The organism is Pseudomonas sp. SWRI179 (genome assembly GCF_014268705.1).
GTDB lineage: Bacteria > Pseudomonadota > Gammaproteobacteria > Pseudomonadales > Pseudomonadaceae > Aquipseudomonas > Aquipseudomonas zanjanensis.
Map to the genome: position 1 here is coordinate 110492 of NZ_JABWRA010000003.1, position 21925 is coordinate 132416.

Below are 21925 nucleotides of genomic sequence, written 5' to 3' on the forward strand. Positions count from 1 at the left end.
AGGCCATGCCAGCTACCAACACTAAAACTGCCCATACTCTTGCACAGAACGTGCGCCAGTTAATCAATGCGGGTACCTTTGCCGAAGTTATCGTGGCATTGGAATCGGGGGAGCTAACCTCACAATCCGGCTCTGCAAGCATTGCCAAACTGGCCGCAGGGCGGAGGACCGTTCAAAGTGCGTTATCGAGCTTGATAACCATCTGGACAATTGAATTCACTGCGCTCGGCAGCGCTGCATTTGCCTTGCAACTGACAGCACTCAAAGAAGCCGTGTTACTGACTGAAGGCGAAGCCACCCTAACCGAAGTTGTGTGGACAGGGCCCAAGGTGGAAGGCTCTTATCTGCGTGCTACCCGCCAAGTGGTGCAGGACATCATTTCCGCAGCCCAATCCGAGCTTTTAGTCGTAGGCTATTGGCTGGCCGGCAAAGAAGATTACGAAGGCATTATCAATGACATCATTGCGTTAATGGCCGAAGCCGTTTTGCGCGGCGTGGAAGTCACCCTGGTCCTAGACGAAGGCGAAAAAGGCTACGGAAAAAGCAATCGCGATATTTTGATTGCTCTCTGGCCAAAAATCGTAGCGCTGCCAAAACTGCTGACCTGGAAAATCCCGGCTGACGATAAGCACTTAAAGCTGCATGCCAAGGTATTGGTGGCGGATCGTCACGATGCGTTGGTGACTTCTGCCAACCTGACCATGTATGCGCTAGACCGCAATATGGAGATGGGGGTTAGAGCGCAAGGGCAACCGAGTGTACGAATTGCCCAGCACTTCGCGCTGCTAAGGCACAAGGAAGTTCTCGTGCCATATGATGCTTAATGTCTTTCTTGTCGATGGCTCTCTTTGTTGAGAGCTAGTAGGCGAGCAAGAATTTCATCCCGAATATTTTCGGGCCAACGGTACCTCCAAGGAATAGTCTTTCCATCATCCACTTCATATTCGGACTCAAACACGTATTCAAGCACAATATCTTTCCATCCATATTGCGATAAAACCATCGAGTCGAGTTCACGATGAAATTTTCTCAATTGCTCGATATTTTCGGCTTTACACTGAGGGTTGTGATAAAGATTATATAACTGTGTAAAACCAATCCCTTCATCGACAAGTAACTGTTCCCTATATTTGTATAGCTTCTCTGCAATGGAAGTGAGATCCCGTCTCCCGCTTTCTTCTTTAGAAAATGGAAATGTTTCAAAGCAGTCGGATGGAGTATATCTAGGCCGATCTTCAAGAGTCGGACCAAAAAATAAGCTCCATTCAATATGAAAGCTTGATTGCAAAAAGGCAAAAGCAAAGAAGTCAGAAAATGGAAAAATCAACAATGTCTGGTCATATACAATACCTTTTTCAAGGAAAACAAAATTCCTGTATTTGCTAGTTTGGACTGTTGCGAGAACTCTTGTTAGATTTTTTATAGATGCGTAGAGGCCCGGCCGCTTTTCACAAAATTGCCACCAACGGTCGCGCACTGCTGGTCGTTTTTGTTTGTCTCTGTCAGGTTTAACTTTCGATTTTAATATGTTGTAAAGATCAGGCCATCGCTGAGCTTGCTCCTCATCCATATCAAAGAAATCAATGATGTATCTATGATGCTCGTGGGTTGGCGAGTCGTTCACTTCAGCCCCGCCGATATAGGGGAAAATCCGATCTTGGTTCTTCGGGTCCTTTTCAATTAGCCGATGCATTTCGGCAATTGAGGTGGCTACACCTTTGGTGTCGGTATCGTCAAAGGTGAATCCCATTCCCAGCGGGTAGCTGCCCACAAAACTCTTGTTTGCATTAGAGATAAGCATATGCGGGTCTTCGCTGTCGCCTTTGTCAAACAAATGAGCCGTTATTTGCTTGACTGGTTTTTGATCAAGATAGACGCACTGGTCAGTTTTGCCCTTATTGGTAAATATCAAACTGACAATAACCGCTGCTTTGCCAGGCCATGGCACTCGGCGCTGTGCGTTATAGATAACGCCACCATGATTAATAATCCATCGAAGTGCTGTGCTGCGGGTATCACCTTGACGGATAGTTTTGGTGGCAATCAAGCCAAAGCTGCCCTGTTTTCGGAGTAGATCAAAAACGCTACGGAAAAAGTGAGCTACCAGATCGGAGTTGCCATGGGATTCTTCATGCATCAGTTTTAGCCAATCGGCAAAGTAATTCCGATTCCCCTCAATAGTAGTGTTTTTACCGGCAAATGGCGGGTTGCCCACGAAGGCATCGAAACCGCCATTGTCTCGATGAAAGACTTCCGGAAACTCCACTTCCCAGCAAAAGGGGATGATTGGTTTGTCGCCAGTGGTAAGCCCCTTTACAATATTATCAACCTCGTTTGCGGCCCTCTCATCCGCCGCCAAGCGCTCAAGCCAATAACTATATTCGGTCAGTTTCGACTCCCGCTGCTTGGTGTTAGCGCCGTTAAAGAAGGCAGCTATCACTAGAGTCGCCTTTAAACGGATACTAGCGAGTGCATCTTCTGCTATGCGATTTTCTTCCTCTTTAGCGAGGAAGTCGTGATCGGGAATGGCATGTATTGCCTCGCGATGCTGCTCGACTTCTTCCACTTCTTGGTCAGACTGATTGGCGAATAAGGGGCCAAAGTCATTACTGGCGGGCCTCCAAGTAAAGTTGCGTATCTGCTCAGGTGAAAGCCCTACCAGGGAGTTGCCATGCTTGAGTGCATGATCCACAAAAGTAAAAGGGCGATCGGTGGAGAGCGTGGTCAGCCAGAGGGATAGCTTGGCCATTTCCACCGCTAACCGGTTCATATCCACGCCATAGATACAGCGCTCGGCCACATAGCGGCGAGCGAATACTAAGCGTTCCTCGCGGGACTCCGGCATGAGGTTTTCGCTAGCGCGGCCTTGCGATGGGGTGGAAAACGGCATGGTTAATATGGCGTCCGGTAATTCGGCAGCCATGCGCTCCCAGGCATCTACCAATCGCTCCGCCATATACCGTGTTGCCTGTACGAGAAATGCGCCGGAGCCCATTGCAGGGTCACAAATCTTTAGACTTAGGATTTCCTGCGGTGTCTTGATTAACCTGGGCTCTAAAAGTAGCCCGGGTTTACCTTCAACATTCACATAGACCTGATGCTCTAGCGTGCGGCGCACCACGGGTTCGGTGAGACTAGGAGGAGTGTAGTGGGCGCCACTGGAGCGGCGATCCTGCCCGTGGGTAACATAAAGTCCGCCCGGTCGGAGGATCCCCAAGGGTTGCAAAAATCGTTCAACCGGTTTGGCTTGCACCAGCAGCTCTGCATCATCAGTACCGATGTTAACCAGTGTCTGCCGGTCTTCGTTTCGTTCCAGCACTTTTTTGATTGTGCCAGCCGCTTTACTGGTGTACTTGGCAATGGCCTTGATCAGTGCCTCTTGTTCCAGGCCCGCAAATTCATCTGCGTTCACAGGTTCTGGCTCGACGATTTTAGAACCGCCCTGCAACAGCAGTAGGGTTTGATTAGCAGGCGCTCTGGCTACGCGTCGATCAAGAAGGCCTTCATACATATGACCGATCTGTTCTACTGCAAGTGTCCGATAGCTCACCAACTGGCGCACGCCGTCAACTTTGGCGTATTTCAGGCTGCGCAGAATATCGCGTATCACAACATCCCTGACCTTTGGCGGTTCCGGTATATCGGTCGGCCAGTTACCGTCCTTCTCCCTTCCATCCAGCAATGGGTATCGATTGGGGTCGAACAGCTGCCCTCCATGGGCGGCAATGCGAATGTCGGGATCGACACTACCGTCATGCAGGAGACGAGAACTTGCTAGCAGACGGGCATAGCCTGCGTAGGAGTATTTGAGTTTTTCCGGGGCTAGCCGGAGTGTTTCTTCGAGTTCAGTTAACAGGTGCAGCACGCCATAGGCTCTGTCGTAAGTGACATTACCGTGCGGCAGCAAGCCGTTCTCTTCCGCATAGAGGGTAAACAACAGGCGCATGATAAAAGCGACACTGGACTCAAACATCTCAGCTTCGCTATACCCGCGAAGGTAGTCGCCGCCGAGTTCGGCATCGACTCTATCGAACTCGTGCACCAGAATCTGTAATGCCTCGCGTACCTGATTGCCCAGTTGGTCGGCTACGTCCAGTTGTCGCTTACGGCTCTGCTTGATCAGTTCTAGAATGACCTGATCCCGAGGCCCGGCAAAAAAGCGCGATTCACCCAGCAGATCTTTGAAGGCCGCCAAGGTCAACGGGTCGTCATTCCAGGTTTGCGCCGTCCAGGTCATCCAGGATGTAGTTTCTGAAGGTGATGCAACGACCAAACGCCAGGCTTCGCCATTAGTTAGCAGTCCAAGTTCGACGCCGGCTTCTCGCAACAATCGTTCAAACTTGGTGGTAGGCGATGCCTTCCAGCGGCCTTTCTCTTGCTGCCAAGGTTTGTCTAATGACTGCTCACGCGGCACTTCAAGCACTAGCATTACGGCGTTTTCTTCATCCAACAGCACGCGGCTTGGACGCAGAATTTCCTGTTGTTCATGCAAATTTGCTACTTTGTCGACGGGAATCGCTGCACCGACTTGCCAGTAGTTTTTGTCTTTCAGGCCGAGAAAATCTTCGAGAATAAAACTAATCCAGGCCGGCTGACCATTGCCCTCGACCATGCCTTTGGGCAGATTCCATATCTCACGCTGCTTTCGGAAGGCTGCGACTTCTGTCTTATCGAGTGATCTGAAGTTGCCGGCGTCGGCTAACACTGGCTCGCTTAATACCACTCCCGTAATTTCTACGCTGGAAAGCCAGCGATGCTGTCGGCTTGCTACGCGTTTATTCGTGGCCATCAGCTGCTTACCTTAGGAAGGATGACCTCTAGGGCGACTGGGTACATTCTTTGGTCTATCACTTTGTATAAATCTCTTTGGCGTTTTGGCTCAGTCTCACGCTCTTGTTGAAGCTGTTCGAGCCTACGCTGAAGAGCAAGAAAATCCTGCTCGCGCTGCGCTTGTTCTTCATCATCGAAAGCAAGTTGCATCTGCATATCCGCAGAGCGCTTTTGCCAGTTCTGTATGGCATTTCTGATGGCCGCAATACGCTCGGTGGCCAGACTTTTAGCATGCTTGCGCGCAACCTCGCCCCGAGCAGTAAGGGTCAGAATCAATAGTTTGGCTTGATCATCGGCACTAATGGAAAGCTGCTTAGTGATCGCCGGAACATGAGGCGAAATTAGTTCCTGCACGCTAGCGATGTCACCGGTGAAGACCTTAGCATCTTCAGGCCGAGTGACATCCCGCTCTATAACTACACCATTTTGGATCGACATCTGGCAGCGGATTAAGCCTTCGTGCAGGCGATTATGCTCTGGCCCCAGCAAAACTAGTCGACCCCAAGCAATAATGGCAGGGGTCGTAATCAGGCTCGACTCTGAGATTGAAACTCTGTTGAGGCGGATACGGGAGGATTGCTTTCCCCACATCTGGATTCGGAACGCGGAAACTGCCCTTCTCATTAACGGATGATCAAGATGGACGATACCCACGGCATCGTCTTCTCTAGCTCTATTACGATTAAAGGAAAGGCGCTTTTGCAGATAATCTGTACTGACATAGACTTTGCATTCAGTCCAAGCGGTTGGAATCCGCGTTAAGATGAATTCGTCATCATTCAGCTCCCGAACGGACTCATTACAGCCTTCCAAGTATATAGCCTGCTTTAATAACGCAAGCTGGTTGCTGTCGGATATATCAAGCGCACTTCTTGCTCTATTCAGGGCCTGAACTATTTGCGCAACACTTTCATTTTCGCGAGCCTCGATGGCTATTTCTTCTCGCGCTAGCCGCAAACGCGTATCATCGTCGATAGTAGCAAGACTGACAGCCTGACCGAGTGCCTTTTTCCTGACGCTGTCTGCGATTAAAGCACCAACACTGCCAAGGTCACCTCGGATAACTTCAACTTTATCGACGATATGCTTGAGAAACTCAGAGTCTTCTTGGTTTTTATAAACAAAATGATGAATGCGCACTTCATCCGCTTTCTGACCGTGACGGTCAATACGGCCGTTACGCTGCTCTAACCGAATAGGGTTCCACGGGATTTCGTAGTGAATAAGATTGCGACAATGTTTCTGAAAATCCGCCCCTTCGGATGCAGCATCTGTGGCCAGCAAAATACGTACAGTAGTTTCACTATTAGATGCTTGAAACTCATCATTGATTTTTTTACGATCAATATCGCTCATGCCGCCAACAATGGTTCTTGTCGCTTCAAGGAAACCATTTTTTTCTAGAATGCGTTCCAGATAGTTGAGCGTGTGTTTGTATTCAGTAAAAATAATTACACGCTGGCCATTCCATTGATCCCCATACCGCAAATTAAGGTTGATCCATGCGATTAAAGCTGCTGCTTTGCTATCTTCCTGTATCGAAAAGTGGGAAACCTGATGATCGACAATCTCAAACATGCCTTGAAGCATGCCTTTTTCAGCATCCGTTAACTCATCGATTAGTTGAGATGCGGCATTGGTAGCGGCTTCCAGGTTGTCCTCTTTGTCTTCATCATCGCTCCAATCTTCTGACTCTTTTTGCTCGAAGCTATTGAACAGAGATTCCCCGATACCAAGCGCTCCCTTAACACCAGCATTTGTCGTATGAACAATGAGGCTCTCTCGAAACGCCAAGGGAGAGGACAACGCTCGCTTTTTCAAAAGCGTGAGAATGAATTGAAGAGGCCGTTCTGAGCGCTTATCGACCGAGGCCAAACGGCTATTGGTATACGCTTTGAGCAGATTAAAAAGCTTCTGCTCATCCCCATTCTGCATGACGTAGAGTTGCGGATCACAAGTTTCGTTGCGTGGGAGTATGATCCTTCTGGGGAAACGCGGTGTCCCATCTGGATTGGAGATCTCTTGCTTTAAACGGCGAATGGTAACGGCGGAAAGCTGAGCTTTATCTAGGTCAGTGCCGCGTGAGAAACGAAGACTGTCCAGTATCTCCAATAAACCGGTGAAGCTCTCACGGTAGCCGTTATGGGGGGTGGCAGTAAGAAACATCTTGTGCTCGAACTGTTCAGAAATAGAACGCAGAAGTGATGTGCGTTCAGAGTCACGTATGTATTGCTTTTTACCTGATGGGGCTGCGTTGTGGGCTTCGTCTAGAACTAGCAAATCCCAAGGGCGGTTGTTAGGCCTCTCATCAAGTCTGCGCCTGGTACACTCATCGAACAATCGACGTGGGTGTTCGGTTTTTAGGTAATCAATTGAGGTCACAAGTCTGGGAAAGCTTGCCCACGGATTAATGCTAGGGCCGTACTCTTTTCTCATTTTAAGTACGGCGTCTCGGTCAATCATTTTAAATTCAAGGCCAAACTTCTCAGCCATCTCATCGACCCATTTGATCTTCAGGTGAGCTGGACAGACGATCAAGACCCGGCTGGCCCTGTGGCTATGAATGAGTTCTTGCATAACCAAACCAGCTTCAATGGTCTTACCCAGTCCTACATCATCGGCCAGCAAGAGGCGCACCCGAGGCATGTTGATGGCCCGCATCACAGGTGCGAGCTGATACTCCTCCATCTGTACACCACCACGAAACGGAGCTTGGAGTGTGTCTCCAATGGCCAACGAACTGGCTCCCCATTGCATAGACCTGATGAACGCATCAAAAAGTTCGGGTTCATCGTGGGCAGTGATACTGGGAAGAGAGGTGGACTCAATTATGGATGGGGCAATTTCCCGCTCCCAGATAACCTGGATACTCTCTCCAAGAGCATCATCGCTCAGACATTCTAGTGCGACTCTATGGATGGTCTGATTTGGCTGTGTTTTTGTTTTATTGACCGCTGTGACCGCCCATATTTTGTGGCGCAGCTTCACAATCTGTCCCTGCTCCGGCGCCGCACCTAACTCTGGCATATTGTTATCCGTGCCCTTTAATACATGATTATTCTTGATTACATCTTTGACTTTTCAGAAGCGGTGCAACGGTGCCCATTTACTAATGTTTGTAGCTTTTGCCTTCCCTGCTCAGCAATCAAATCGTCCGAACCACATGACAATACAGCGTTGATTTTAAATGGATGTCAGCTCTATTACGATGAGTTTGTGCTGTAGTTATCGATGTGAAGCGCGGGGAATATGAAAACCTCCCAACCAATCCTACCCGCACGTCACCCTAAACTCCCGCCCCGCTCTTGATCAACGCGACCAGCGCGTCCTGCTCCCCCCGCTTTTTTCCGTTGTTCTAGACCCAAATCCAGCTCCTAAAGAGGGCAGGCTAGTGGTCGAACCATTTTTCTACCACATGGGTGGCTACTGACCGGAGATCGGGGGGGTGATCAATTCTGAGAAGGGCTCACACCAGGAGCGGCAAACAGGAGGGCGGTGATTGACCATAACGTCCAAACACATGCAGCGAGGCCGGCCGGGTAACCTGGGAACAACGCAGTGGGCTTACTGAGCAAACCCGATCCGTTGGCGACAGGTGCGCCAGACCCGAGTAAAACCGTTCAGATGGCCGACTTTTTATACACGGCGATACGGCCGGCCATGCGTGCAAACACCAGCCCATAGTGTTCAAGATTGGCGCGTACGTGTTTCCCGAAGCGATGGCGCGTGGATCGGTGCAGTGGCGCCCAGGTCACTTCGCCAATGATCTCGCGAATCTTGCGCTCTTGGCCGAGCGGCATTGCTGCAACGTTGTGTTTCAGGGTTTCCGAAGCCTTGTCCCAATCCGAAGTCTGCGTCGTGTTCATCTGTAGCACCTTAAAAGTTAAAACTTTTGTATTGGTTGATGATGTTTTATTTTCGCATCAACCACGAATGGTGATTTCGATGCGGTCGACGTCCACATCAAACGTGAGCGCCAGACCGGCTTTGGCTTCCGCGAGGGTCAGGGCCTTCACCTCGCCTGCCTTCGCGGTAATGGCATCCCCATCGGCTGATGGCGTAAGGGGCGCTTGCATCAGCGATCCCAAAATGTCATCCGGAATGTCGTACCCAAGTGCCTTGTTCAAGGCCAGCCAGGTGGTGTCGACGCGAGGTCGAGCGAACTCCCCGCAGTCAGGTTCTTCGTAGCGACGCGGCATGACCACATGGATCTTGGCTTCGCGGGCCAAGGCCGAGCGGCTCATGCCAAGCGACTCACGACGGGCTTTCAGGGCGGCTGGGAACTCGGGAGAGGATGGGTAGGGAAGCATGATGACTCCTAGGCGGTGGCTGTAGGAGCAAATCTATCTTGTCACTGGTAACTCGTCAATATCAAGTTGCAACCTGTAAGTTTGATTTTTGGTGGCCTTCAGGGGCCGCTGAGCGACCTCAGCGACGAGCTGGGTCGCGCGGCCCTGTCGTAGCTAGCGCCAAAACTCGTCTGAAAGGGCTGCCTGTTCGTGTTTAAGCTCTTCAGTGGCCGCTTGAAGCCGCGCTTCGGAGTCCACTGCGTCGCGCATTTTCTCGGCATCCAGTTCATCCGGCACAGAAACCGACAACTCTTTAAGTGATGCGAGTTGCAGCGTAGGCATCGTCGCCCCGACCATCAAGCGACTCGGGGCACTTGGCCTGCCGCTGAGCGGAGAAACGTCAGAAGGCTACGGTGCAAATCGGTTTAGAGTTTCCACAGCGCTGAAGCGATCTTGGATTGCTTCTGACGCAACGCCTCAATCTCCGATTGCACGGACGCCTCCTCTTCCAAAGCTTCGACGGCCATTCCTTGTTGTACGATATTCATCGTCGGTATTTCCAGTTCTTTGAGCGCCGAACCTTGCAGAGTGGGAATGCTGCTCCCTACGGTTAGTCGGCTGAGTTGGGCCTGTCCCATGGGCGAACGCAAGTAGACCATCAGCGCTCCTGGGTCGTAATGGCCAGACGGCCGGGCGCGTAGAATGGCCAACGATTGGCCTGCAACCCACCCACCCGCTCCTCTTTCAGGAGCGGATTTCACGATGCCGACCTTCCCCACCGCCCCTTTTAGGCAAATCAACACGTCGTTTCGCTGGATAAAATAACTCTGTGCCTTCGCGGTGCTGAGATCGAATAATGAGTCTTTGCTTGCGCTTAGCACATGGCCATAGTCGGGTAGGTCGGCAGCCTGAATTTCTCGAACAAATACTCCTCGCGCGCTCGTTGCGTGCTGACGCGCACGAACAACTTCAAAGTGATCGAACATTTTGGTGGTGTGCTGCATGGCCAGCACTGCGCTCAGTTTGCGTGTTTGCTCGTCGAGCAAATAACGACCTATCTCAAGATTGCATTCGTCTCGCGCAATCGCGCTGACGGCGACATTGATCGCCATCAGATTGTCATCGCGGTCCCGCGTTGCCCTAAGCAGCTGTGGAAGTTTGGCCAGTTCGGTGTCTTTTCTGGGGCCGCTGGCGGTGAACTCCTCCGTTATCTTCACGAATCGAATGGAGTCGGAAGGTTTCACCGTATCGAGAATAAGCACTGAATTGGCAGTCGAAGATCGTGAGAACAGCCCGTCAGGTAGTCCGATGACGGTGTGGATCATCCGTTTCTGAAGCAAATCAGCTCGAAGCAGCCTTTCAGCGCCCGCATTAAAGAGTAAGCCATTCGGGACGACGACCACGATTTTGCCGTGGGTCTGGGCCAGTAGGTGTCTGACACTCAGAACGATGTTCGAATGGGTTTTTTCTGGAAAACGTTCGTGTGGATCGTTCTCGATGTCTTTCAATGAATAACGCTGAGCTGGTTCAAGGATGCTCAGGCTGACCGGGAATTGTTTGAGTTGGCCCGACTCTGACTGGGCAGGCGATAGAACCGGGTCGTTTTTGTAAATCTGGGGGTATGCACCACTGAGCTGAGCCAACACCAGATCCACCGCCAACGGTGTGGATGACTCGATCCAGCAATCAATGTTTCTACGACGACAGCGTGCCGCGAGTTGGCCTGACCGTTCCCATGGAAGGTAGATTTGATCAGGAGCGTCAAAAGTCGCGAGGGAAACCAGAAAACTGGCCAGGCTAGGGGCAATAGCGCTCGTCGCTGGTGTTGGTTCAGATGACCAATACATTACGTCGTCTGCACACCATTTCCGCAGCCCTTGCTTCTCCAGCAGGACGACCTTTTCAATTAACAGTGGAAGGTGCCGCAAGAGAGTCGCGTCGACTGTCCAAGATGTACTGGTCAGGTGAGAGGAAATCAGCGGCTGTACGCATCTGAAATTGTCTGCTTGCTCCTGCGGCGACAGGTTCATTTGACGGGGTAGCGTGAGATCCACCGGTAGAGATTCGGTACGCGATAAGCTAGCCCACGCCGTGGTTTGCAAAACCAGCGGCAGAGCTTCGGCCCAAGACAGGTCAACGAAAACCTCCATCAACTGTTCGAGGAGTTGCTCATCTTGGGTCATTGGCGTCTCGTGCAGGTGGAGGGACAGAGCGCATTAGGTTAAACAAATTCGTAGCCATCGTCAAAAAAGTATTGATTACTTTTTCAGGTCTCGCTATGCTTCGGCTCGTTAAAGCAAGCTGATGTGGAAGGTATGAACGCTAACGGACCATCTCCAACACCGTATTTGGACGTTAGTAGAGGTGCCGAGAATGGCGATTGCTGCCTTAGGTTAGTTGCGTAGGCATTTATCTGCTACCACTGGTCTAAAATTATTCGTAACTTAATTTATTTATTATATCTAATTGAATTATGTGAGGTTTTTCAATTTGTTGAATTGCTGGTAAAAATTTTGTTCCATTGTCTTTTATTGTTTAAGTAAGCACAGTTTTTATAGTTAATTAGATATTAAAGTCATTTGACTTTCTTCTACGACGAATAACACTTCCAGTGCATCGTAGGAGCACACCAGCATGATCAAAGACATCGATAGTCCCTCTTTTGCAAGGGATGTTTCCCGCAGAATAAAGCGTGGGCGACGCGCACTCGTATTCAAATCGCTGAAAAGCAAGGGTGGCGATTTGCGCGTTGAAAGCGCGCTTGAGCGCGATATCGGGGTGATGCTGGATATTGATCCGCGCGTGATCGAACTGACGGCGCAGCCCTTCTCTCTCGAATTGCAGAGCAACGAGGTGCTGCCATCTCGTCAGCATTACTGTCCACGGCCAGGCGTTAAGCCGCGTTTCTACACACCCGATTTCCTCTGCCGACTTGATGATGGGAGCGCTCTGGCCATTGATGCCAAGCATTCTCGGTTTATTGAGGAGTTCGAGGCTAAGCGTGCAGGCATTGAGAGCTGTCTGCGCCAGCACGGTATTGGCTTCATGATTATCCCGGACAGCGCAGTGTCGCCGACGGTCATGCAGGCACTGTCTAGTCTGCACCATCTGCGAGCTGGGTATCTTGAGTCGACTCGTGCAACAGCGGAAAGAGAAATAAGCACCTTGCTCGACTCCCGTTCCGACTGGTTGACCGAAGAACTTTCCTTGCATTTGACGTCTGGCCGAATCGGAGTGCTTGCGGGTCTGCTGACTGGGCTGCTGACGGCCGATTTTTCCATTCCCCCTCTTCTCGCCAACCAGCACAGTACGTGCGGCTAATGGCGATCTGTCTCACCTCCAGGTTTTGGAGGTGTACCCATGAACCGCGCCTTGTCAGTCGACAGCATCATCCTTGAACGCGACCAGGTGCTCCGGGTAACGTCCATTCGCCCGGAGATCTCTCAAATTGTCCTGCAAGGCTCGCGGGGTGAAGAGTTCGTCCTAAACACCGATGATTTCCAGCAACGTTTCGCGCAAGGCCAATACCGTCGTGTCTACGGCCCAGCGATGTCCGCCGTCCAGCCCATGCCGGTGCGCAACTTGACACAGAGTGAGCGCAACACGCTGGATCAACGGCTAGAGCTGCTTGAGAACGTTGACGAAGCGCGTCGTGACGGTTGCTCCTGGGCAGAGACGGTTGAGCGTCTGAAGGCCCGCTGCAACCAGTTGAAGGTGGCCCTACCCTGCACGCGGACGATTCAGCGTTGGCGCAAGTCGTCGAGCCTCGCTAGTTCAATGGACCAACTGGCACCGCGATTCAGTGCCCGTGGCAACAAACGTCGGATGCAGACCCTTGAAGATCTGGATTTCGAGGAAACCGTGACCGATGAAATCATGCGGTCGTATTTTCAAACCGACAAGTTCAACGTCAGCCAAATCACCAAATTGGTGAATCACCAGTGCCGAGAGCGTGCCGCTCGGCGCAATGCGCCTTTTCGTGGCATTTCACGTCGCAGTGTCTCTCGTCGTATTCACGCGATGGAGCAAACTATGATTACCAAAGGCCGAGTGTCGAAAGCTACACACGATCAAGAGATGCGCACGGCAATCCGCAAGCTGTTGGTGGAGCGTCCGTACGAAAGGGTTGAAGTTGATGCGACTCCACTTGACATCATTTGCTGCGATGCACAAGGCCAGCCGATTGGCCGACCCACTTTGTATGCTGGCATTGACGCGGCCACGGGCGCAGTTCCCATGCTCAAATGCGGCATCAAAAAGCCCTCTCAGGACTTCGTATTGTCCGCGCTTGAATTTTGCTTTTCGCCAAAAGGTGAGGCATTCAGCGAGCGTTATCGGCTAAACAATCCCTGGTTGGTTCCGGCAGCAATCGAGACGATCGTTCTCGACAATGCGCAGGAACATCACGGCGGTGTGGTGCTGAATGCACTGCGTTATCTGAACACCACGATTGACTACCCGATGGCTGGAAAGCCGCAGGCCAAACCATTTATCGAGCGGTTTTTCGGCACGCTGAAGTCTGGTCTGATCAATACGCTACCTGGATCCACGAAGTCGCAGTCGTCATTGGAGCGTGACCCCATTGGTCGTGCGATGAAGGAGCGTTTGTACACTGTCGTGGAGCTTGAGGCTTTGATCATCAAATGGGTAGCGGACGTGTACATGCAATCCCCTCTTCAACGGTTGGAGCACCGCTTTGAACCCGGCTGCTCGCCGGCACGGGCCATGGAGTTGTTGAAGAGGCAACATCCAGTGATGCCACCGCCAGACCCTGTGGAGTTCAGGAATGCTTGTCTGCGTTATCACGCCGATGAAAAAACGTTGGGTCGAGAGGGTGTTTGTCACGACACCATGAAATACAACAGTTCCGAGTTGAGCAAGCTGTATCAGCGCCGGGGGCAAAAAACCAAGGTTAAGGTACGACTCAATCCGCTCGATTGCCGCTCGGTTTTCGTGGTCGATCCCGACGATGCCAATGCGTTGATCGAAGCGCACAACAAGCGGCCTGGGATGCCTTTGATCGGCTTTGAAGAGGCGCGCAATATTCGCCGCTTCCTCGGGAAAAGCGATGCCGAGTTGTCAGGCGAGGACTACCAAATCGCTCATGTGCAGATGCTGAAAGAGGGTCGTGACCGGGCGGTCGGTGGAAGTATGAAAAATAGGAATCATGCTGCGCGAGGGCGGGAGCGTGAAGACGAGCGGTTCAAGACCTTGCGCCAAGAATCGTCTCGTCCGGCAGTCGAGACGATTCTTGACACTCCGTCTACGACAGCAGTGCTCTCAGCCGCGCCGCGTCGCAAGAAATCCGTTGAAGTAGACCCACAATGAGTGCTCTGGTGAAGTACGAGTTGATCGAGCACGCAACCTTCAGCCAGGCACTTAGCCGTTTGGAGTCGACGGTCAAGCGTGGTCTGGCCGGCGAATCCTTGATCCTGCCGATCTTTGGACCGACCCGGGTCGGCAAGAGCGAACTGGTGAAAACTGTCATGGCCGACAACGTGCCAAAAGTGGTCGACGGCATTCGACGTATGCCCATTGTGCGCGTCGTAACGCCGGTAAATCCAACGCGTCGCTCCCTGCCTATTGCCTTGCTAGAGGGTTTGGGTTCCCCGCGCTATAACCGTTACAGCTCTGAAGAGCTGACTCGCATGGCTTGCGAGTTGATCAAGATTACCGGGACGAGAGTCTTGGTCTTCGATGAAATGCAACATTTTGCCGAGCGTGGTTCTCGCACTGCTGCCCGGGAAGCGGCGGACTGGTTGAAGGTGCTCGGCGAAGAGATGGGGCTGACCTTGGTGCTCACTGGATTGCCTTTGGCAAACGAGGTCTTGATCCGCAATGAACAACTGCGCGACCGCGCTGAAGCCGTGTTCGAGTTTCGTCCCTACAACTGGAATCACGAAGGCGAGCAATTGGAGTTTCGCCGTGCCCTGTTGTCATTGACTGAAGCATTTAGTGATGCTGGCTGGGTCATTCCCGATGCGACAGACTTGGATTATGCCAGACGCGTCTATGCCGCCTGCTTGGGGCGCATTGGCATGCTGGTGAAGCTGTTCCATGCCGCGGAGCATTTGGCAACGAATCAGCGCATTACGGAGCGGACCTTGGTCCGCGCCTACGCGGAAGCAATCAACACCCGCTTTCTCGAATTTAATCCCTTTGAAGGCAACCCCCCAGTAGAAAGTCTGCTGGTGCAAGGGTTCGCCAGAATGTTGACCGAGGCACACATGTCTGTGCCCCGGGCCGTCGCAAAGGGAGTGGCGTCATGAGCTTGATCGTGCGTCTGCAACCGCATTCCGATGAGTCTCTGCACGGTTTTCTGCGACGGGTCAGTGAGCGTAACCTGGCCCCAAGCCTTAAAGCCTTCTTGGCCAGCTTCGGGGTGAAATCCCGGTTGGCCTACAGTGACACGGAGCTTGCCCGGCTGGCGGAGATGTTGCACCTCGATGCTGCCCAGTTGGCCGTTCGCCAACCTGCTCCAGACAGTTGCAACGTCATGCTTCGCCCCAAATATCAGATCCGTGAGGGTTACAAGGTATGCCCCCGGTGTATTGCACAGCATCCTTATCAACGCATCGGTTGGGGCCATGTGCTGATGACAGCCTGCCCTCATCACGACATCCAGTTGGTGTCGAGCTGCGTCGCCTGTAACCAAGGCTTCAATGCGTTCGGTCAGCTTGATCGCTGCGATTGCGGCCAGCCTTACGCGCAAAATACTGGCGTCACAGCCAGCGAGCAGACGCTGGCCCTTTCAGCACTCATGCTGGGTGTAGAGCATCCGGCTCGACACTCGCTGCCACCGGCTTGGCGCAGTGGTGTGCCTCCCGCCGATCTGGTCGATTTGTTGTGTCTGCTCGGAAAGCAGTTCACCGGCCAGAGTCGTTCACGTGGCAAGTCGACGGCCGATGAAATGATGGTAGAGGCGCACACCGGTTTTGGCCTGCTGTTGCAATGGCCGACGCGTTTCGATGAGGCTCTGCGCAGCCGCCTAGCCAGCACTGAGGGGCCCGGTTTGGCCAAACGATTGGGAGGCTGGTACCGCGAGTTGCATCAGCGCTACACCGATCCGGCGTATGACTGTATTCGGCAAGCGCTGGTCCAGCATCTGACCCATAACTTTGACGGACACCTTAACCTGCGGCTCAGCACCATCGATCCGCAACACCTAAAAGACAAGTGTTGGCTGACTTCGGAAGAAGCTGGACGTCTGATTGGAATTGGCTCGCAATTGATTCGTAGTGCGGTGACCACCGGCGAAGTCCGGGGCAAAGTCACTGTTAATGGCAAAAATCGATTCGTGTCCATTCACCGGGACGTCGTCGAGAAAGTGCGCCAAGATCGCTTGCAATACCTGACCGCGACCGAGGTTCGACGTCGGCTAGGTGTCAGCAAAGTGGTATTTGAAAAGCTCATGCAATCCGGTGCATTGGATAGAAAGACCAAGGCCCAACGTCCCTCGCTGGTATCCGCCGAATTTCTGGCTGTCGATGTCGATACATTGGTGAAGCGCCTGCATAAGGGCGTTCAATCGCGAGCGGTTGACGAGTCAGCCTGGGTGGGACTGCAAGGCATCTCAAGCAAAAACGGCATCCCGGATACGCACATTTGTCAGGTCCTGCAAAAAATTCTGCACCAGGAAATTCTTCCTGTGGCGGTCATTGCTGAAGTGCCGGGCATCGCGGGTCTGCGCTACGACATGGCCGAAATCAAAGGCTGTTTTGCAGAGGAACAGCTCGAACCGGTGTTGAGCATTACCCAGCTCGCGCGTCTTCGCGGCTGGAAGCATGAGTCGATTAAGGAATGGATTGAGACCGGTTTTTTGAAGGCGCATCGAGAGTCAGTCAATGGCAGATTGCATTGGGTGATTCCGCTGTCCGGGTTGTTGGAGTTCACCTCTGAGTTTGCCGTGCTAGCCGACTTGGCGCGCCGCAACGATACGAAATCCATTTGGATGTTGCGAGGATTGGTACCCGGCGGGGTTGAACCTGCACTCGCACCAAGAACCGGCCAGGGTACTCGACGCGGCGTATTGCTGCGCATCGACGATTTGGTCAGGGCAGCCCAGCCCAGCAAACGAGAGCGTTTCAGTACCTCTCCTGTTTTGCCATAAGAGCTGGTTGTACGGCGCGAGCATTGAGTGGCGAAGTAACTGAGCCATGTGCGCCTATCGATCCTAAGTGTGCGCGCCTTCGCAGTGAGTGTGATGGCTGGCGAGGTACTGCTTCAATCGGGTTCTGGAGGTAAGCAATGGCTCCTGTCAGTCATTACGCTTTACGCCAGCTGGCGCGCGCCAGGCGCACGGAGTTTGAGGCTCCCGTGACGGGGTATCTGATCAACGTGCGGATGGTTGCCTGTTGTTGTGTCGGGCAAGTGTACGGTCATGCGAAAGCGAGACCGGATGGTTGGCTGCGTGACGGACACACGATTCGAACGTCGGACATTTATCGCGTCGAGGAGCGGGAACCTCATTGGATCTGCATTACAGCGAGCGGCAGCTTTTATGTGATCGTCAGTTTTGCCCGAGAGGGTGGCCGTCGATCATTGGACGCATTTCTCAAGATTTCGCTGAAAGGGGTTCATCCCACGGCACGCCACTGCCAGTAGAGGCCGCGTAAACCTGTTGTTTTAAGTAAACCGCACCGGTTTACGCAAAAAAGCAGGTTTACGCAGCCTCAGTCGAGACTGTCAGGTGCATTCCGTTGGCTGACTCGGCATCCATCGATGCGTCCATCCCGAGGTGGAGGTGAATCAATGCTGACCGACCGAAAAGTGCGAATGTTGCTCAGCGCCCTGCTGGAAAGTTACCCCGAGCAGTGGATCACCGGCTACCTCCTCGATGCCTATATCAGCAGCTATTGCGTGATAGGTACGGTTTACAAGAGCTTGGAGTACCGTGATGGGGCATTGATCCTTTCGGAGCCAATTAGCCAAGTGCTGGAGTATCAGCATCGGTATTTGATTGAAACAAGCGACCGCGAGCGCTTTCTCATCGTGAATTTTCACACTCACGGAGGACGCAAATCCCTGACGCATTTGCTGAGCTTATTCAGCACCGCTGCGCGGCTGGGCTCGCGATACTGCCTGCATTGAATTGAGGTGTTCTACCGCTCGGAGGAACGCGATGAGCCTGTTAGCCCATGACGGCCAGATGAAGGATGCCTATTGGCAGCGTTTGGGCCTTCCTTCGCAAGGTGAGCACCTGCTGGGCTTGGTTCGCCTCGGCTTCCCCTTTGCTGTGTGGGATCACCTGATCAGTGTGTTTCAGCTGACGTCCCCTGCACTGAGAGCATGGCTGTCGATGTCCCCCTCAACGTTGCGGCGCCGACGCCAGCATGGGCGGTTTAATAGCCGTGAAAGCGATCAACTGTTTCAAATTGCTTTGGTGCTGGTGCACGCGAGCTGTCTCTTCGAGGGTGATACCGGCATGGCCAATGGGTGGATGGACACGCCGCAGTATGGACTCGGCGGGCGTCGTCCAAAGGACATGCTGGCCACGGCCGTCGAGAGACAGGCGCTGCTAACGTTGATTGGACAAGTCGAACATGGCGTCCTGAGTTGACAGCGAATTCGGATCGTCCTTCAAACGGCCTACTGCGAATTGCACTGGGTTCAGCTGTGGGTCGATCTGCCCCTTCTGCCACCGAACAGTTGTAATGAACCTGAGGACATCCTGATGAATACGCTGGTACTGCGTCGCTTCAAGGGGGCCCTGGTCCTCAGTTTGCCGGATGAATTTGTTGCGCAGAACCACCTGAAGACGGGTTCGCTGGTGGAATGCATCAGGGTCGGTCAGGACATGCTCATCGTGCGGCCGGGTCGCAACAAGCTGAGTCTGGAGCAACTGCTCGCCGATACACCAGAAGACTCGCGGGTAAAGGGCTGGGAATCGCTGGGTTGATGGCCGTGTGGGCACCGGGGGCTTGTTGAGTGGTGCTCAGCGCAGACCTATAGGGAGTCGAACCGCGCTGCGCATAATCGAGGATGAGTTAAATGGTGGAACGCTATGACCGGGCAAAGTTGCTGGAGGAAGTCTGGTCCGAGCCGGTGCAGGTGGTGGCGCCGCGCTACGGCCTATCCGACGTGGGACTGAAAAAACTCTGCTCGCGCCTGCAAATCCCCACGCCGCCGCGTGGTCATTGGGCCAAGGTTAAGGCCGGTAAGCGCGTGTCCCTCCGCCCCAAACTGTGCGAATACACCGGCCATCCCGGTTATTTGTATCGCACTGCCGCACCTCCCTCTGCTCAGGATCCGGTCGCCGAAGTCGTCGACAGTCGACTTCAGCGCGTGCTGAGCTTTGAGCAGCAGCCGGAAAACAAGATTGTGGTACCGGAGCGCATCAAGGTGTGGCATCCGGTGGTGGCTGCTGCTCGCGAGGCATTGGTGCGACCGATCATTGATCAGCGCGGAATGCCGCAGACGCGCGGCAACGGGCTGAATATTTCGGTATCTGCCGCGCTGAAAAGTCGTGCATTGAGGGTGGCGGACACGCTCCTGAAGGCGCTGGAGAAACGTGGGTATATCGTTCAGCAAGGGAAACACCAGGTCGAGGTCGTGATGTTTGGCGACGCTCTGCGTTTACGCCTGTATGAACCGTCCTTGCGTTCAGATTACGTGCCATCAGCTGCTCAGTTAGCCGAAAAAGCCAAGGGCGGCTGGAGCTACTGGCCGAAATGGCAATTCACGCCGTCCGGTCGACTTCAGGTGATGGCCGATGATGGTTATGGCGGAAAAATCACGGACTCGGATCGTCACTCGGTTGAGCAACAGATCAACAAACTCGTTGGCCTGATGGCTACCAGAGCGGTTGGGTTTCTGGTTCGCAATGAACGTCAGGCGATTGAAGACGCCGAGCGCCAGCGAGTTCGCGAAGTTGCGCTGGAGCGAAAGCGTCGACAAGACGCGGAAAAGCAGCGGCTGGCAAAACTTGAAGTCGACGCGCAGAACTGGCGGCGGGCGCAAGTCATTCGTGAGTATCTCAATGCTCTGGAGGAGAGCCCCGAACGCCATGAGCATTCTATGGAGCAACTCGAACTGCTTCGTTGGGGACGCGCCAAAGCAGACTGGATCGATCCCCTCAAACCAGGCGTGGTGGACGTATTAGATGAGGAGATTGTGATTCCTCGATAGGTGCCACGACGCCGAGCGTTTTGTCGGTGGGAAACGACTCGCTTGCAGGGAGGGAGCCTTCAGCAGCCTATCGACTCTAACTAAGTTCGATTGCGACAGGGCTTCTCACGACATTGAGTGGGGGTAAGCGGCTTTCGTGCTTAACGAAGTACGAATTGATGGCTAATGCCTCGTACCAAAACAAACGGCCAGTCTGCATATGGTCCGCCTCAGGTTCTGATAACGGAAAAAACGCGATCATCATTTTTGCCGTCTCTCCTTGCGGCCAGCGCCAAGCAGCCGAATGTCCGTCGTAACGGTCGTCCCAAAATATGCCGGCTGACGATGCAAATTGAGCCATGCGGGCTTTAAAGTTTTTTGTTTGCCCGATGTATTGCACCGTCGGCTCCTCTGGAGTGGGCATCGTGCCAGTGGGGCCCCAAGCAACACAGTAAATACCCGCCGCATTTCTGATGCTGGCCAGGTTCGGATTGATCGCGTGAGAACGGGCCCCTCGACCTGGCCAGAAACACTCCTCGACGTCTGTCCAGGGAAACCAGCGATTCGCGTGTGGGATGAGATCAAATAGGTCTGAAGGCATGCCGGGCTTCCACAGTGTCTGGTAATGATTTTGGCGGGTGGAGTTCGAGGTTCATTCGCAGCAATTTTTTGTAAGGGTATCGATAGGCCACTATAGTACGCAGGTGGCATAGGGTGGCGCATAAACTGTGTCGGTCCTGTTTGCCGTCCAACTCAGCCAGGAAGGTTGAGAGCCAAGGAAACAGGTGATTGAGCCAGTTAATGATTGCTGATATTGAAAGATTTCTGAGGTCGAACCCTGGTGCGATGGCAAAGGAAATCGCTCGTCATCTCGGTACGCAGAAGTCAGTGGTGAACCCACTGCTCTACCGACACTCCGCGATTTTTTTGCCGGACGGCAAGAGCTGCTGGTTCTTAGTGAATCCAGAGCGGATGACGATCTCTCTAAAAAACGCGTGGGTCGATAGTGCATCCTTTGAAGAGGCGCTAGCGGTTGCCGGGTCGCCGTTAGATTTCGACTGCTCGGTCGTCGAGTTTATGGTGCCCAAGGGCTGCAAAATCATGATTGATGCAGCTGCGCGTATCTTGGCGTTGTGCAATCAGTTGGTGCTGTTGAAAAAATCGGTATCGATTGATTTCAGCGCCTGCAAGACAACAATGACCTACTTTAATCGTCTCGGTTTCTTTGATCACCTGGACGGTCAAGTCAACGTGCTCCCCGACAGACCCAAGTGGTCCGCTGCACAAGTACACCATGGCAACAATGATGGTGTTGTTGAGCTGGCGGCGATTGATCATCGATTACCGGACGAGACCATCCCTAAACGTCTGAAGAACAGTCTCGTCAGCTGCGCCGGGGAGCGTTACTCGCAATCCGCATTCACCGTCATTTCTGAGTTATTTGGCAATGTGCGGGATCACGCGCAGTCGCTAATCCCTGGCTTTGCCGCGCTTCAGCACTATCCGAAGGGCGGAAAAATCCAGACGGTAATTTCTGACAGCGGGATTGGTATCGTGGGGAGTCTTCAGCCGGTTCTCGAACAGAAATATCCAGGTATTTTTCGGCAACTGGATTTTTAGGAGCCTGAAGCGGGTCCTGAGTTGGTGTTACGTGTGTTTGAGCAGGGGCAGATTTCCAGCTCCAGTGATGATGGTCGCGG

17 protein-coding genes are annotated in these 21925 nt (G+C 53.0%); 10 read left to right on the forward strand and 7 right to left on the reverse strand.

Annotated elements, in window-relative coordinates; all coding sequences use genetic code 11:
- Positions 1-5: 5 nt before the first annotated feature.
- Positions 6-824, forward strand: a complete 819-nt coding sequence (drmC, locus tag HU767_RS02825) for a DISARM system phospholipase D-like protein DrmC (RefSeq protein WP_186728445.1) — start codon at positions 6-8, stop codon at positions 822-824.
- Here drmC and HU767_RS02830 read toward each other — a convergent pair.
- The 6 genes from HU767_RS02830 to HU767_RS02855 form a co-directional block, all read right to left on the reverse strand.
- Positions 821-4789 (reverse strand): DNA methyltransferase, encoded by a 3969-nt coding sequence (locus HU767_RS02830; protein ID WP_186728446.1) that lies wholly within the window; start codon positions 4787-4789, stop codon positions 821-823. The two genes, drmC and HU767_RS02830, sit on opposite strands and share 4 nt — an antisense overlap.
- Positions 4789-7857 (reverse strand): DISARM system SNF2-like helicase DrmD, encoded by a 3069-nt coding sequence (drmD, locus tag HU767_RS02835; protein ID WP_186728447.1) that lies wholly within the window; start codon positions 7855-7857, stop codon positions 4789-4791. Before drmD ends, HU767_RS02830 begins: the two co-directional genes overlap by 1 nt.
- A gap of 593 nt (positions 7858-8450) precedes the next feature.
- Positions 8451-8696 carry a hypothetical protein gene (locus HU767_RS02840; RefSeq protein ID WP_186728448.1) on the reverse strand — a complete coding sequence of 82 codons (246 nt, stop codon included), beginning with the start codon at positions 8694-8696 and terminating at the stop codon, positions 8451-8453.
- Positions 8697-8753: 57 nt separating this feature from the next.
- Complete coding sequence (locus HU767_RS02845; protein WP_186728449.1) at positions 8754-9140, reverse strand: helix-turn-helix transcriptional regulator; 387 nt, start codon at positions 9138-9140, stop codon at positions 8754-8756.
- Positions 9141-9293: 153 nt separating this feature from the next.
- On the reverse strand, positions 9294-9461 hold the full coding sequence (locus tag HU767_RS02850; RefSeq protein ID WP_186728450.1) for a hypothetical protein: 168 nt from the start codon (positions 9459-9461) through the stop codon (positions 9294-9296).
- Positions 9462-9544: 83 nt separating this feature from the next.
- Positions 9545-11302, reverse strand: a complete 1758-nt coding sequence (locus tag HU767_RS02855; protein ID WP_186728451.1) for an N-6 DNA methylase — start codon at positions 11300-11302, stop codon at positions 9545-9547.
- Between the two features lie 451 nt (positions 11303-11753).
- Here HU767_RS02855 and HU767_RS02860 point away from each other — a divergent pair, with 451 nt between their 5' ends.
- From HU767_RS02860 to HU767_RS28720, 8 genes are all read left to right on the forward strand, one after another.
- A complete protein-coding gene (locus tag HU767_RS02860) occupies positions 11754-12440 on the forward strand; it encodes a TnsA endonuclease N-terminal domain-containing protein (RefSeq protein ID WP_238349405.1) in 687 nt (228 codons plus the stop codon).
- 39 nt (positions 12441-12479) lie between these two features.
- Positions 12480-14447 (forward strand): Mu transposase C-terminal domain-containing protein, encoded by a 1968-nt coding sequence (locus HU767_RS02865; RefSeq protein ID WP_186728452.1) that lies wholly within the window; start codon positions 12480-12482, stop codon positions 14445-14447.
- Positions 14448-14455: 8 nt separating this feature from the next.
- Positions 14456-15388 carry a TniB family NTP-binding protein gene (locus tag HU767_RS02870; RefSeq protein WP_346343455.1) on the forward strand — a complete coding sequence of 311 codons (933 nt, stop codon included), beginning with the start codon at positions 14456-14458 and terminating at the stop codon, positions 15386-15388.
- Positions 15385-17229 carry a TniQ family protein gene (locus HU767_RS02875; RefSeq protein WP_186728454.1) on the forward strand — a complete coding sequence of 615 codons (1845 nt, stop codon included), beginning with the start codon at positions 15385-15387 and terminating at the stop codon, positions 17227-17229. Before HU767_RS02870 ends, HU767_RS02875 begins: the two co-directional genes overlap by 4 nt.
- A 641-nt stretch (positions 17230-17870) precedes the next feature.
- Entirely contained in the window at positions 17871-18209 is a 339-nt protein-coding gene (locus HU767_RS02880; protein WP_186611276.1) for a hypothetical protein, read from the forward strand.
- Between the two features lie 31 nt (positions 18210-18240).
- The gene (locus tag HU767_RS02885) at positions 18241-18678 is read left to right on the forward strand and encodes an antitoxin Xre/MbcA/ParS toxin-binding domain-containing protein (RefSeq protein WP_186728455.1); all 438 of its coding nucleotides are present in this window, start codon (positions 18241-18243) and stop codon (positions 18676-18678) included.
- 114 nt (positions 18679-18792) lie between these two features.
- Positions 18793-19017: a hypothetical protein gene (locus tag HU767_RS02890; RefSeq protein ID WP_186728456.1), complete on the forward strand. Its 225-nt coding sequence runs from the start codon at positions 18793-18795 to the stop codon at positions 19015-19017.
- A 92-nt stretch (positions 19018-19109) separates the two neighbouring features.
- Positions 19110-20246, forward strand: a complete 1137-nt coding sequence (locus HU767_RS28720) for a hypothetical protein (RefSeq protein ID WP_238349406.1) — start codon at positions 19110-19112, stop codon at positions 20244-20246.
- Between the two features lie 76 nt (positions 20247-20322).
- On the opposite strand, the gene HU767_RS02900 is transcribed toward HU767_RS28720, so the two are convergent.
- Positions 20323-20826: a hypothetical protein gene (locus HU767_RS02900; protein ID WP_186728457.1), complete on the reverse strand. Its 504-nt coding sequence runs from the start codon at positions 20824-20826 to the stop codon at positions 20323-20325.
- A gap of 188 nt (positions 20827-21014) precedes the next feature.
- Here HU767_RS02900 and HU767_RS02905 point away from each other — a divergent pair, with 188 nt between their 5' ends.
- The gene (locus tag HU767_RS02905) at positions 21015-21845 is read left to right on the forward strand and encodes an ATP-binding protein (RefSeq protein ID WP_238349407.1); all 831 of its coding nucleotides are present in this window, start codon (positions 21015-21017) and stop codon (positions 21843-21845) included.
- The last annotated feature ends 80 nt before the right edge of the window (positions 21846-21925 follow it).

Excerpts from the sequence above, each read along its gene's own strand:
- drmC (WP_186728445.1), top strand. The coding sequence starts at position 6 with ATGCCAGCTACCAACACTAAAACTGCCCATACTCTTGCACAGAACGTG.
- HU767_RS02830 (WP_186728446.1), bottom strand. The coding sequence starts at position 4,789 with ATGGCCACGAATAAACGCGTAGCAAGCCGACAGCATCGCTGGCTTTCC.
- drmD (WP_186728447.1), bottom strand. The coding sequence starts at position 7,857 with ATGCCAGAGTTAGGTGCGGCGCCGGAGCAGGGACAGATTGTGAAGCTG.
- HU767_RS02840 (WP_186728448.1), bottom strand. The coding sequence starts at position 8,696 with ATGAACACGACGCAGACTTCGGATTGGGACAAGGCTTCGGAAACCCTG.
- HU767_RS02845 (WP_186728449.1), bottom strand. The coding sequence starts at position 9,140 with ATGCTTCCCTACCCATCCTCTCCCGAGTTCCCAGCCGCCCTGAAAGCC.
- HU767_RS02850 (WP_186728450.1), bottom strand. The coding sequence starts at position 9,461 with ATGCCTACGCTGCAACTCGCATCACTTAAAGAGTTGTCGGTTTCTGTG.
- HU767_RS02855 (WP_186728451.1), bottom strand. The coding sequence starts at position 11,302 with ATGACCCAAGATGAGCAACTCCTCGAACAGTTGATGGAGGTTTTCGTT.
- HU767_RS02860 (WP_238349405.1), top strand. The coding sequence starts at position 11,754 with ATGATCAAAGACATCGATAGTCCCTCTTTTGCAAGGGATGTTTCCCGC.
- HU767_RS02865 (WP_186728452.1), top strand. The coding sequence starts at position 12,480 with ATGAACCGCGCCTTGTCAGTCGACAGCATCATCCTTGAACGCGACCAG.
- HU767_RS02875 (WP_186728454.1), top strand. The coding sequence starts at position 15,385 with ATGAGCTTGATCGTGCGTCTGCAACCGCATTCCGATGAGTCTCTGCAC.
- HU767_RS02880 (WP_186611276.1), top strand. The coding sequence starts at position 17,871 with ATGCTGACCGACCGAAAAGTGCGAATGTTGCTCAGCGCCCTGCTGGAA.
- HU767_RS02885 (WP_186728455.1), top strand. The coding sequence starts at position 18,241 with ATGAGCCTGTTAGCCCATGACGGCCAGATGAAGGATGCCTATTGGCAG.
- HU767_RS02890 (WP_186728456.1), top strand. The coding sequence starts at position 18,793 with ATGAATACGCTGGTACTGCGTCGCTTCAAGGGGGCCCTGGTCCTCAGT.
- HU767_RS28720 (WP_238349406.1), top strand. The coding sequence starts at position 19,110 with ATGGTGGAACGCTATGACCGGGCAAAGTTGCTGGAGGAAGTCTGGTCC.
- HU767_RS02900 (WP_186728457.1), bottom strand. The coding sequence starts at position 20,826 with ATGCCTTCAGACCTATTTGATCTCATCCCACACGCGAATCGCTGGTTT.